Below are 11,705 nucleotides of genomic sequence, written 5' to 3' on the forward strand. Positions count from 1 at the left end.
TATGTCAGCAGATGTTTATTTGCTTTATCCGAAGCCCTGGATCATGGTGGACCGGATCATTGACCGCAGCGCTGCCCGGATTACAACGGTGAAACTTATTTCGGCCAGCGATTTCTACCTCCAGGGGCATTTCCCGTCCTATAGCGTCTATCCCGGTATGCTGATGGTCGAGTGCATTCTGCAGTCGGCGGAGCTGCTATTGGGGCAGCGTCAGGGCGGTGGATGCGCCGGCCCCTCCTACATAGTGAGTGAAATCGCTTCCCGCTTTCTAAGTCCGGTCACGCCGGGGGATACCGTCGTTTTCGAGACGGGTTTGAGCGTCTCGGGGCTGGAAGTCACCGCTGTAGGCAGGGCCGGAGGCCGAACGGTTATCCATGCCAGAATGAAGCTGGCGAAGGGGGAGGAATATGCTTGAGAATGAAGAGTTCGTGGACTTGTACGACCAGGGAAAACTAGCGGGAATCCTGCATCTTCCGCCCAAGCATCTTAGACCGTGCCCGGTTGTGATCTACTGCCCCGGCAAGAACGGGGAGAGGTATGAGGTGCACCGGCTGGCAGTGAAATTCGCGCGGAGGCTCGCGGAGCGCGGAATTGCCTTTCTCCGGTTCGATTATTACGGAATCGGGCTCAGCGACGGCAATTATTATGATATGACAACCTCAGGTAAAGTTTCCAATGTTGAGAAGGCGTATGAATTCGTGTCCCGGCATCCCGAACTGGATGCGTCACGCACGGTGCTTCTAGGCTTCAGTGACGGAGCGCGCATCGCCCTGATGTCCGCTTTGCGGACCCGGGTCAGACGGACGATTCTCTGGAGCCCGCTTTTCTATGAATTCGGGGGGAACTATCCGGGCGGCAGACATCCCCGGTTTACGAGGCACCGGAATGAGCCGGGGAAGCTGGTCATGCCATGGGCGGGACTGTGGGTCGGCATGGAATTTTACCGGGATTTACAGAGTCTCGATACGGAAACGGCGCTTAAATCCTATGCAGGCAACTCTCTTCTGATCTACGGGGATAACGATCCGCTCATTCAGGAGGAGATGAGTCTGTCGTATACAGATCAATATGCCATCTACAGCGGGACAGACAAAAACCGGGTGGTCGAGGTTCCGGAAGCAGGCCATCTGTTTACTTCACGGCCGCTGGAAGAAACGCTGATGGAACAGACCGAAGCTTGGCTGAGATCCGAGCAGCTTGTTCAGGGAGGGTAGAGCATGTGGAAGCAAAGGCGGTTCGGCAAAGGCGGGGAGATTTGCGGTATCGCAGTTGAACCCCGCAGGGCGTCTTCAAGTCTCGTAATCACTTTGCCTGGATTAGGTCAGGCGATGAGCGAGAAAAATTACATGTTCTCCGGGCTGAGAAAGATTCTGGCGGGCCATGGACAACGGGTCGCGCAGTTTGATTACCGGGGCCACGGGGACAGCATCGGCGAGTTAGGGGATGCTACGGTCACCACGATGAAGCGGGATGCTCTAGAGGTCTTGTCGGAAGTTACGGAGGAACACCCCGCAGAGCGGATTTACCTGATCGGCCATGCCCTCGGTGCCGTCATTGCCCTGCTCGTGGCTGACGAGTGGAAAAGAGAGTACGGCACTCCATGCGTTCCGGTCCTGCTGGCCCCTCCTCTAGCCGCATTTCCGCCCAAGGAAACACTGTTTCCTGCGGAAATTCTGGGCAAGCTGGAACAAGAAGGCTTGCTGGATTCCCAGCAGCTGGTTCCGGGGTTCGATTACTATACGCTAAGCGACTTCGACCGCCGGCAGTATGACTATTTCAGCGCTTGGGGCGCTCATATGCTGTATCTGCACGGTCAGTGCCTTTCGGCGGGCATGATCCATGAACTGGATGGACTCCGGCCCGCGAAGCTTATACAAGAATACGGCGGAAGCGTTCGTATCATCTGCAGTACCGAAGATGCGCAGACCCAGGCAGCGGTCCATGGATTGCGGCATGTATTCCTGCATCCGGTGGAAGGTTACCGGTATTTTTACCAGCATCCCGAAACGATGGACAGGTGGATCGAAGCAGCGGCCGGGATTGTGTTAAACCGCGAACAGGGAGAGTGAGAGGGATTTCATGGAACCAAGCCACAAGACGATAGCCCAAACGATTCTGTCCCGGAATACGGACTGGCGTTTCCCGGACGAAGAAGGCTTGTCACAACGGACACTGGATTGCAGGCAGCTCTGTATGATGGAGGTGCTGAAATGGAAGGGTGTCTCCCGGTTGACGCCCATCTTTCTGAACGCGTTCGATTGCGAGTCATCCGGCATGCTTTTGAGGAGGCAAGAACCGCAGCTTAATCTCGGCTGGAAGCTGACGCGGTATTCCCCCTTGAATCCGGAAGGATTATTTCCGCTGATTCAGTCGATTTTGGATCATGAAGGCTACGTTCTTCTTTTCTATAAAGCTCATGAGGCGCCCTTCTCCGGCTATTACGAGAAGCACGATATCGTTCACTGGTCCCTGCTGACCGGTTGTGACGAGCAGGGTGTCGATCTCGTGGACGATGAAGGGGCTCCGGCTTATTTTAACGGGTATATCGGAAGAGTTCCCCGGGAGGTTCTGCTGGACACTCTTGGCGCTTCGGGCTTCGGGGGTGCCGCCATTATCAAAGAAGATCCGGCATACACGCGCAGCTGGGAAGAAGACTTCAGGTCGCTTGTGCAGATGTCCGTCGACAACATGATTAACCGGGAGGGGCTTAAGAATCTGGAAAGTTTCGTTCAGGCTGTGGAAACCGCCCCGCTGGAAGAACTTATCGGCAATCTGGAACGGCTGGAGTTCGATATCCATTATTACCGCAGACTGAGGGAGTTGTGGAAGACGGCGGTGGAGAAGCAGGTTGTTCCTGAAGAATGTGTCGCCCCCGGATGGGTGGAGGAGCTTCTGTATGTATGCAAATCCTGGTCTCTCGTAATGGGAGTGCTGGCGAAATGGAAAAGGCAGCCTCAGCGGGATTACCGGCTCAAATTGACCGATTACCTGAATCAGACGCTGGAAAGTGAGCGAGGATTTTTCAGAGAACTGAAACGGATACTGTGAGGTGGGAAATGGAGAACCGGTATGAACAATTGGCGGATAGGGTTGTCGCGCATTCCCTCGGACTGAGGCCCGGGCATAAGGTCGTGCTCAAAGTACGCGGACAAGCGGACGGATTGGCCGAATGTCTGATTTCGCGAATCTACGAGGCCGGAGCTGTTCCTTTTCTGCAGCAAACCGGAACTGAGGAGCTGAAGTGGCTGTTGAGCGGAGCTTCGGAAGAGCAGATCCGGCTGTGGGCGAAGCATGATCTGGAGCTTATCGGGGAAATGGATGCGTATATCGGTATTCATGCGGAAGAAAATATTTATGAGATGGAAGACGTGGACAGCGAGAAGTACAGCCTCTACGTTAAGCATTATTTGCAGCCCCTTACGATGGCCATGGCTTCTAAGGAAAAGTGGATTCTTCTGCGTTATCCGACCCGGGGAATGGCCCAGCAGGCGGCACTGGGATCGGATAAGCTTCAGAAGCTTTATTTTCAGAGCTGTACGATGGATTACAGCCGGTTGAAGGAGCGGGCCGAACCTTTGGTCAGGCTGCTGGAGAGGACCGAAGCGGTCCGGATCGTATCGCCGGGCACCGATCTGAGCTTCTCCGTTAAGAACATTCCCGTATTCCTGTGCGACGGCCGTTACAATCTGCCGGACGGGGAACTGTTCACGGCGCCGGCGGCCGGTTCGGTGGAAGGGCGGATCCGGTTCAATGTGCCGACCAGCTATATGGGACGGCAGTTTCATTCCGTCTCACTGGAGTTCCGTGAAGGCAGGCTCGTCGATGCCGCATGCAGCGATACGGAAGGGTTGTCGGAGATTCTGAATACCGATCCGGGAGCGTCCAGGCTGGGGGAATTCGGAATCGGCTTTAATCCGCATCTTACCGTGCCCATCAACAACTTATTGTTCGATGAGAAGATGGCCGGAAGCATCCATTTGGCGTTCGGGCAGGCCTATGAGATGGCGGACAACGGGAATACATCCGTCATTCATCTGGATTTGGTGCTCTGCCAGCTGGAAGCTTATGGCGGGGGGGAACTTTATTTTGACGGGGTGCTGGTAAGAAAGGATGGCATGTTCGTGCTGCCGGAGCTGGCGCCTTTGAATCCATAGCGGGGAGAGATGCGGATGGCCAAGGTTTATATAGCCGTGCAGCGGGTGCTGGGACACGTCTATCCGGCACTTGGCATCGGGCAGCAGCTGCAGAAGAGGGGGCACCGGGTAACCGTTCTGACCCACTCTTCGAACGAGATGCTGGTCCGCAGAGCCGGTCTGGATTTCCTGCCGGCCCAGTGGGGCAAATTTCCGGAGAAATTTGTATACGAGCAGACGATGGAAATCCATGCGTACGCTGCGGGCGGATCACCCGATCTGCTGATCTGCGATTCTTCCCAGGCGGCTCCGGCTTATGCTGCCGAGATGCTGGGGATGCCATGGATCAGTCTGCAGACGACGGTCCCTTACCCCGACTTCCTGCTGCCGGGAAGCAGAACCGTGCAGGAGCGCATGCGCAAAGTATACGAGGCGGAGCTCAATAATGTCCGGCAGAGGCTGGGGCTGGCTCCTCTCTCCGATCCGCTGCGTACGCGGGGGGATCTGGCCGGACTGTCCCCCGGGCTGCATTTGGTTAATGCAGTTTCCCTGCTGTTTCCCGGCGTGGAGAGTCTGCCGGCACAAACGAAGTTTGTCGGGAACTGCGTGCCGGACAACGGGGAGCAGCGGGGGGCAGCCCCGCTTCTGGAACCGGCGCGCGATAAGCCGGTTGTGCTCGTCTGCGCCTCCTCTACCGGGCGGCATGACTCCAGGGAGATCATGAACCGGTACATCTGGGCGGCCGCCGGGCTTGCGGGGGAAGGCGCGTTCGAGCTTATTGTATCGGATCATCAGCCTTATCAAGGCCGGCAGCCCCTGCCCGCGAACGTCCATTGGATCAGCGAGTATCCGAATCATGACCGTCTGATGCCAATGGCCGATGCCGTTCTTACCCACGGGGGCTGCGGCACGCTGCAGACGGTCATGAAGTATGGGCTCCCGATGCTGATCGTGCCGCTGGCATCCGATCAGGAGCTGCTTGCTTCGCGCTGCGCGCAGCTCGGCTTTGCCCGGGTCATGGGAGCGGAAGAAATCTCCAGGGAGCGGATTCTCGCCGAACTGGAGACCCTTCTGCTCCCGGGCAGCCCGCTCAGGCACAGGGCGAAGCAAACCGCTGAGCTGGCAGAGCTGCGAAGCCCGGGTGAGGCGGCGGCAGATGAGATCGAAAGCTTTTTGACAAATACGGTGTAGAGGGTGAAGCGAATGTTAACGGGCGAAGCGGCATTAGAGGTGATCGGTAAAATCGGCGGACTGGACTCTGTTGAACTGGATACTCATTTGCTGGAACAAGGAATAGACTCGGTCAAAGTTGTCGAAATTCTGATTGAATTTGAAATGATGTTCAATATTGATGTTCTCGATGATCAGTTAAATCTGGATGAGCTGACCACACCCGGACGCATTCAAGCCTATATTAACGGCATACTCGCCAAGTAAGGCAGAGCCGTGACGAAAGCCGAGTCAAGCAGCAAGGTTCCTCTTATGCTTAAAGAAGACCAAAGCTCACGAGCAGGACATGATCTATGTTAGATAGGGAAAGCGGGACTCGTCAGGAGAGGAGGGATCATGAATGACGAAACAATGGATTTCACCGGAGCAGCTCCTTCAGTACAAGCAGCAGGGATACGCTGTTATTCCGGGAATGTTTGCGGAGCATGAGGTTGCCCGGCTGAAGCAGGGACTGAGGGAAGTGTGGACAGAGGGCATCCGGAGACGGACGATCTTCCAGAGCATGCTGTTTCCTGTGGAAAGTCTTTTTCCGCCTTTGCGCAACGTCCACCAGGGACATAAGGACCTTCTGAAGTGGGCGCTGGACAGCAGAACATTCGGTACAGCTTCGGAGCTTCTGGGCGAAGGGGCTCTGCTCGTAGGATCGACAGGCTTCTATAAATGTCCGGGAGCCAAGCAGCTTCCGCTGCACCAGGACAATTATGACATCGGTGCCGATCCTTCGGCAGGTTGTGCCTTCTGGATCTCCCTGGATGGGGCGGATCCCGGCAACGGCGGGTTGAAGATGGTGCCACGCAGCCATCGTCTCGGCCTGCTCAAGCCGAGAATGCCGGGAAGCCGCTCCACGTACGGGCAGTCGGTTCCGGTCCCCGAGCATCACGAGGCGGTGGATGTCGTTACCGCCCCCGGTGACGTTGTCGTGTTCCACGGCTTTACGGTGCACGGCTCCCATGCGAACCGGACGCGCTATGATTTTCGCAATTCGCTGGTCCTGCATTTTGTAGGGGAAAGCGTTAAAAGTCTCTTTGTCCAGAACAGGGAACTGTTAAACTCGGCAGGGGATAAAATATTCAGGCCCGTCAACAAATCACACAGTGTTAAAAGGTTGTTTCTGACCTCCGATTCCAACTGAAACGGGAGGGAAGGCTATGGATAGCAGGCAGTTTTTTTCCGAATTATACAAGCATGAAGGAGTATGCACAACAGGCGGGCTCGGGGGCTTCATGACGTACAAGCAGCTGCGGGAACGGATAGAGCAGAACACGCAGATCCTCATCAGGCTGGGTTTCGGCAAGGGCCAGGGGAGGGGCCAGCAGCTGCTGGCGGTTGACGTCTCGCTGGGCTCCAGGGTGGTGCCGGTTTACTTGGCTGCGCTGCTCCTTAACATCACTCTTATACCTGTGGACCCGGTCAAAAATCCCGCCTTGTCGAACAAAATTCTCCAGTGGACGAAGGCGGAGCTTTATATCACGGACAGCAGCCTGGACGGTCTGGGCAGGATCCTGCCGGAAAGTCTTCCGGGGATAATGCCCTCGCACAGGGAGGAGCTGAGCGAAGTTGCCGTTGTTCTGTACACATCGGGAACGACGGGGCGCCCCAAAGGCGTGATGTTGACCTACGGCAACATTTGGTCGAATCTCCGCAGTATTCTCGATTATTTTACGCTAACCCCCAGGGACAGGCTGTACTTGTTCCGTCCTCTGACTTACGCCTCGGCCTTCACCGGTGAACTGCTGCCTGCCTTATACGGAGGAGCAGCCGTTTATTTCAAGCCGGGGGATATCAACCCGATCGGCACGATGAAGAGTCTGGCCCGGGACGGGATTACGGCCCTTGGCGTCACCCCGACCGTGGCTGCCGCTTTTGCCCGTTTCCGCCGCCGTTATGATTTCTCGGGGCTGCGCTATCTGGTTCTGAGCGGAGAATGCCTGAGCGCCGCACAAGCCGAGCGAATAACGGCAGCCTTTCCCGCTGCCCGGATTTGGAACGCATACGGATTGACAGAGGCTTCTCCGAGAATAAGCTGTCTGACGGAGCCGGGTGCGGTGATACGCAGGAAAGGCTGCGTAGGCAGACCGCTGGCCGGTGTGCAGGTGAAGGTGACAGATCCTCAGGGGCGCCCTGTACCGGAGGGGCAGGAAGGCATCCTTTATGCTGCCGGCCCCAATATCATGAAGGGCTATTATGGGGATCCGCAAGCGACCGCCCGCAAAATAAAGGATGGATGGCTGTGCACCGGCGACCGGGCGGTGATCCGGGACGGCGAAATTTATGTGCTGGGAAGAAGTGACTTTCTCATGATCCGGGGCGGAATCAATATGGATCCGAGTGAAATCGAAAGCGAGCTGACCCGAATTCCCCAGATCCGCGAAGCATTGGTATTCGGAGAAACCAGCGAAGGAAGAACGCGGGTTCATGCCTGGATCACTTGCGCCGGCGGAGCGGAGATTCCACAGATCCGTTCGACCATCATACGGACGATCAGGGACTCCAGACTTTGGCCCGATGTAATCGAAATCAAGCAGGAGCTTCCCAAGACCGCAAGCGGCAAATTGATTCGTCCTATCAATCCTTAGAGGTGAGAATATGCATACAAGCTATCCGGTCATTCACCCGTTCACGTGGATGCCGCCGAGCGGGTCGCTGACCCCGGAAGCATGGTACGGGCAATATATGTGTCTGGAAAGGGGGGAAGGGTCGTGGGTGTACGATACACAAGGTAAAGCCTATCTGTATGCGACAACAGCTGTGCCCGCAGTAGGCCTCGGACATTGGCAGGTAATCCGGGCGATGAAGGAGCAGATGGAGCAGCTTAGCTTTGCTTCAACCTGTGCCCAGACGCATAATCTTGTTCAGGTTCTGGCGGAAAAATTGATCTCGCTGTGCAGCCGCCGATATTCCAAGGTATTCTTCGCCAACGATGGATCGGGAGCCGTGGAAACCGCCATGCGGATGGTCCGTCAGCACTTCATTACCCGGGGGGAAGCCAGGCGGGAAATGTTTATTTCCCTGGATGGAAGCTATCATGGAACCACATACGGATCAGGCTCCGTGACCCATCTGGGCATCCGGGAAATGTTCGGCAAGGGTCTGGAAGGCTGCTTATGCGCGCCGACCCCCAATCTGTACCGGCCCCCGGCCGGCACAGATTCCCCGGAAAGCGCCGCAGCCTTCTGTTTGAAAGAACTGGAGCGGATAATCGTGGAGGCCGGACCGGAGAATATCGCAGCCGTGCTCATCGAGCCTATTCAAGCGGTCAACGGAATTGTTCTCATGCCGGAATCGTTTTTTAAGCAGCTCAGGGCTCTGACACGGCAGTACGGTATTCTGGTCATCGCCGACGAAGTAACGACCGGGCTCGGCAGAGCGGGATATTGGTCCCTTAGCGAGCATTACGGACTGGAGCCGGATGTGCTGGCCGTATCCAAGGGTTTGACCGGCGGTTACTTTCCTATGGGAGCGGCTCTGATATCGGATGCTCTGGACAGCAGCCTGTTCGGCGAGGGAGGCATCCTGCTTCATGGCTCGACCCAGTGCGGCCATCCCGTGGGGTGTGCGGCCGCTCTTGCGGTACTGGACATCATCGAGCAAGAGAGGCTGCCGGACAATGCGCTCCTTCGCGGCAAAGACCTCATCGACGGTTTCAGGGAATCGCTTGACGATCATCCTTGCGTAGGTGACATACGGGGTCAAGGACTAATGGTTGCCCTGGAGTTCGTGAAGGACAAGCACACGAAGGAACCGGTGGATTACGAATGGGGCAAGAAGCTGACCAAGTTACTGCACGGGGAAGGTGTTCTGGGCAACTACTTTAACGGAATCCTGCTCATGTATCCTCCATTGAACATAAATGAAGAAGAATGTGATTTTCTTATCCATGGCGTATCAAGAGCGCTGAGAAGAATGAGGTGAGTCTATTGGCAGACAGAGAGCATTGGCATGACTTTTTCGGTGAAGATTATCTGCTTTTCTCCGAAGTGATATTGCATGGGGAGCGGACCGCCTTCGAAGTGGACCAGCTCCTGCAGCTGCTCCGGCTCCCGCAGGGTGCGCGCATACTGGATTTGGGCTGCGGGCAGGGACGGATCAGCGTGCCGCTGGCGCAGAGAGGCTACAAGGTGACAGGGGTGGATGCATCCGGGGCGCTGCTGGCAGCAGCGAGAGAAAGGGCGGAGTCCGCTGGAGCCGCCGAAGCCGCCGGAACCAAAGGAACCAACGGAACCGCCGGAACCGCCGGGAATGTGTCATTTATAGAGCTTGATATGCGGGAGCTGGAGGCTGTGGAGGAGTTCGATGCTGTCATCAATCTGGGGACGGCCTTCGGTTATCTCCAGAGCGAGGAAGAAGACAAGGACATTGTCCGGCGGATTGTCCGCAGTCTGAAGCCGGGTGGACAGTTCATCCAGGAAACGGAGAACAGGGAGTTTAAGCTCATGCACAGCGCGAAGAAAACGTGGGACATGATGAATGGCCAGCCTGTCTGGTCCCAGCGCGAGTTCGACAGCGTGAGCGGCAGATGGAATGAAGTGATGAACTGGCTGGAAGCCGGCAGTCTCAAGACATCGCGCCTGAATCTCAGGCTGTATGCGGCTACCGAACTGCTCGGCATGCATACCGGGGCAGGTCTGATTTGTGAAGGGGTATATGGCGGTTTCGACTTCTCCCCCCTTACCACGAACAGTCCCCGGCTTCTGATTCATATGAAGAAAAAGCAGGATGCATAACTTGCACAAAGGCAGTTTAAGAGAGGGAAAATATCCGATGGGCAGGGGGAGAACGAGTGGATAACGTCAATAAGCACAAGCTGATCAAATGGGATGAAATGAAGTGGGAGCCCGGGATTTATGAGAATACGGAGATGAGTTATCTGTACGAAGATGAGCAGGGCCGGCTCTGTTTTCTGGTGAAGCTGCATCCGGGCAGTTTTATTCCGATGCACGATCACCCGCGCCGGGAATTCGCCTACTTGATTAAGGGAGATTTGATTCTCAATGAGGATGAAGTGATGAAAGAAGGAGATTTTCTGACAGCGGGGCTGGCCGAATCCCATGACGTGCGTACAGAGAACGGGGCTCTTCTATACGTCTTTATTGACTACCATGTAATCCGGCAGCAAATCGTTGAAATCGAAGCTACTTCGTAGGCCGAGGAGGAAATGGAAGTGACCGGTGTTGCAACAGTCAAGACTGCTCTGTTCAATGAAGCCTATCATGCATCCTATGATTATGTGTCTGATTATACGGCCTATACCATTCTGAAGATTTTGAAGGGGGAGGGCTTGCTCTCATCCGGTCCTGCCGGGGAGAAAGAAATCATCTTCCGGCTAGGCAGCACGGATGCCAACATCTCTTTGGTCCAGTGGGCTCTGTTATTTCTGGAGCAGCAATTGTTTATCCGGAAGACGGATCGGGGCAATTGGGAAATGACGGACAAAGGAGAACACTGGAGGGATTGCGGCAATCCGTTCCCGGCCGTGCATGTCGCTCCTTCCCTGGATCTGATCCGGTATGCCGGCACGTTCTGGCTGAAGGCGCTGCAGGATGAAGTGGAGCCCCGGCAAGTTCTTTTTAACCGGAGCGGAGCCGGTTTGTGGGAACATTATTTTCATAACGCCCATGATTTGTATGCGGTTCACAACCAATGGGCGGCTGAGGAATTGGCGGACCTGATGAGCGGCCCTTGCGAAGTCATGGAGCTGGGTACCGGCTTCGGATCGGCAACCAGGGCTCTTCTGACGGAGATGAGGCTCCGGGCTAAGAAGCTAATCCGCTACACGGTTACGGATGCCAGTACGCTGCTGGCCGTCAAAGCCAGAAGATCCCTGGAAACGGAGCTTGAACCCGACAAGCTGATCCACAAGAAGCTGGATCTTAACGATGTACCGGCCGGAGAAGGAGAGCATGATTTTATCTTCGCCGTGAATGTGATGCACTGCGCGGATCAGCCGGTCCGTGCTCTAAGCAGACTGCGCGAGCATCTGAAGCCCGGCGGCTCTATTCTCCTATCCGAATGCGTCCGGAGGGATTACAGGAGCAAGCTGCAGCAGGAATTTATCTTCTCCATGCTGCCGGACTTCAGGGAGATAAGTACCGGAAGTGGCGACCTCACCTGCTTCGGCTTGTTAAGGCCGGAAGACTGGTGGGAAATTATGCAGGCTGCCGGTTTCGGACAAGTTCAGGTCAAAGTCAACGAGGGGCCTGTTCGTGGCGCCATAATCACAGGAACCAGGGAGAAGTAGGGGGCCTGCCGATGATTATTGTTGTAGAGCTCCTTGTTCACTGTCTGGCCTCGATTCAGATTCATGTGATCTCCAGAACTGTATTTACCAGCCGGACAGTGAGG

The 11,705-nt window shown here is 55.8% G+C and carries 13 protein-coding genes; all 13 read left to right on the forward strand.

What is annotated here, in order from left to right:
* Nucleotide 1: 1 nt before the first annotated feature.
* The 13 genes from AR333_RS15860 (at nt 2) to AR333_RS15920 (ending at nt 11,601) form a co-directional block, all read left to right on the forward strand.
* Nucleotides 2–415, forward strand: coding sequence for a 3-hydroxyacyl-ACP dehydratase FabZ family protein (locus AR333_RS15860; protein WP_068776340.1), 414 nt, complete (start codon nt 2–4; stop codon nt 413–415).
* Entirely contained in the window at nt 408–1,214 is an 807-nt protein-coding gene (locus tag AR333_RS15865; protein WP_068776341.1) for an alpha/beta hydrolase, read from the forward strand. Before AR333_RS15860 ends, AR333_RS15865 begins: the two co-directional genes overlap by 8 nt.
* Before the next feature lie 3 nt (nt 1,215–1,217).
* Nucleotides 1,218–2,069 (forward strand): alpha/beta hydrolase, encoded by an 852-nt coding sequence (locus tag AR333_RS15870; protein ID WP_068776342.1) that lies wholly within the window; start codon nt 1,218–1,220, stop codon nt 2,067–2,069.
* A gap of 10 nt (nt 2,070–2,079) precedes the next feature.
* Entirely contained in the window at nt 2,080–3,048 is a 969-nt protein-coding gene (locus AR333_RS15875) for a hypothetical protein (RefSeq protein ID WP_068776343.1), read from the forward strand.
* An 8-nt stretch (nt 3,049–3,056) separates the two neighbouring features.
* Nucleotides 3,057–4,154, forward strand: coding sequence for an aminopeptidase (locus tag AR333_RS15880; RefSeq protein ID WP_068776344.1), 1,098 nt, complete (start codon nt 3,057–3,059; stop codon nt 4,152–4,154).
* A 15-nt stretch (nt 4,155–4,169) separates the two neighbouring features.
* The gene (locus AR333_RS15885) at nt 4,170–5,324 is read left to right on the forward strand and encodes a glycosyltransferase (RefSeq protein ID WP_068776345.1); all 1,155 of its coding nucleotides are present in this window, start codon (nt 4,170–4,172) and stop codon (nt 5,322–5,324) included.
* A gap of 12 nt (nt 5,325–5,336) precedes the next feature.
* On the forward strand, nt 5,337–5,570 hold the full coding sequence (locus AR333_RS15890) for a phosphopantetheine-binding protein (RefSeq protein WP_068776346.1): 234 nt from the start codon (nt 5,337–5,339) through the stop codon (nt 5,568–5,570).
* Between the two features lie 133 nt (nt 5,571–5,703).
* Nucleotides 5,704–6,495, forward strand: a complete 792-nt coding sequence (locus AR333_RS15895) for a phytanoyl-CoA dioxygenase family protein (protein ID WP_084783734.1) — start codon at nt 5,704–5,706, stop codon at nt 6,493–6,495.
* 16 nt (nt 6,496–6,511) lie between these two features.
* Entirely contained in the window at nt 6,512–7,939 is a 1,428-nt protein-coding gene (locus AR333_RS15900) for a class I adenylate-forming enzyme family protein (protein WP_068776347.1), read from the forward strand.
* Between the two features lie 10 nt (nt 7,940–7,949).
* Nucleotides 7,950–9,275, forward strand: a complete 1,326-nt coding sequence (locus AR333_RS15905; protein ID WP_068776348.1) for an aspartate aminotransferase family protein — start codon at nt 7,950–7,952, stop codon at nt 9,273–9,275.
* A complete protein-coding gene (locus AR333_RS15910) occupies nt 9,272–10,087 on the forward strand; it encodes a bifunctional 2-polyprenyl-6-hydroxyphenol methylase/3-demethylubiquinol 3-O-methyltransferase UbiG (protein ID WP_253735878.1) in 816 nt (271 codons plus the stop codon). The genes AR333_RS15905 and AR333_RS15910 overlap by 4 nt, the downstream gene beginning before the upstream one ends.
* A 56-nt stretch (nt 10,088–10,143) precedes the next feature.
* Nucleotides 10,144–10,506, forward strand: coding sequence for a cupin domain-containing protein (locus AR333_RS15915; RefSeq protein WP_068776350.1), 363 nt, complete (start codon nt 10,144–10,146; stop codon nt 10,504–10,506).
* Between the two features lie 18 nt (nt 10,507–10,524).
* The gene (locus AR333_RS15920) at nt 10,525–11,601 is read left to right on the forward strand and encodes a class I SAM-dependent methyltransferase (protein WP_068776351.1); all 1,077 of its coding nucleotides are present in this window, start codon (nt 10,525–10,527) and stop codon (nt 11,599–11,601) included.
* The last annotated feature ends 104 nt before the right edge of the window (nt 11,602–11,705 follow it).

Source organism: Paenibacillus sp. FJAT-26967, from assembly GCF_001541095.1.
Classification (GTDB): Bacteria; Bacillota; Bacilli; order Paenibacillales; family NBRC-103111; genus Paenibacillus_F.

What these genes read in the sequence shown, in the direction of transcription:
- AR333_RS15885 (WP_068776345.1), top strand. Translation starts at nt 4,170, where the DNA reads ATGGCCAAGGTTTATATAGCCGTGCAGCGGGTGCTGGGACACGTCTAT.
- AR333_RS15905 (WP_068776348.1), top strand. Translation starts at nt 7,950, where the DNA reads ATGCATACAAGCTATCCGGTCATTCACCCGTTCACGTGGATGCCGCCG.
- AR333_RS15870 (WP_068776342.1), top strand. Translation starts at nt 1,218, where the DNA reads ATGTGGAAGCAAAGGCGGTTCGGCAAAGGCGGGGAGATTTGCGGTATC.
- AR333_RS15890 (WP_068776346.1), top strand. Translation starts at nt 5,337, where the DNA reads ATGTTAACGGGCGAAGCGGCATTAGAGGTGATCGGTAAAATCGGCGGA.
- AR333_RS15875 (WP_068776343.1), top strand. Translation starts at nt 2,080, where the DNA reads ATGGAACCAAGCCACAAGACGATAGCCCAAACGATTCTGTCCCGGAAT.
- AR333_RS15860 (WP_068776340.1), top strand. Translation starts at nt 2, where the DNA reads ATGTCAGCAGATGTTTATTTGCTTTATCCGAAGCCCTGGATCATGGTG.
- AR333_RS15865 (WP_068776341.1), top strand. Translation starts at nt 408, where the DNA reads ATGCTTGAGAATGAAGAGTTCGTGGACTTGTACGACCAGGGAAAACTA.
- AR333_RS15880 (WP_068776344.1), top strand. Translation starts at nt 3,057, where the DNA reads ATGGAGAACCGGTATGAACAATTGGCGGATAGGGTTGTCGCGCATTCC.
- AR333_RS15895 (WP_084783734.1), top strand. Translation starts at nt 5,704, where the DNA reads ATGACGAAACAATGGATTTCACCGGAGCAGCTCCTTCAGTACAAGCAG.
- AR333_RS15900 (WP_068776347.1), top strand. Translation starts at nt 6,512, where the DNA reads ATGGATAGCAGGCAGTTTTTTTCCGAATTATACAAGCATGAAGGAGTA.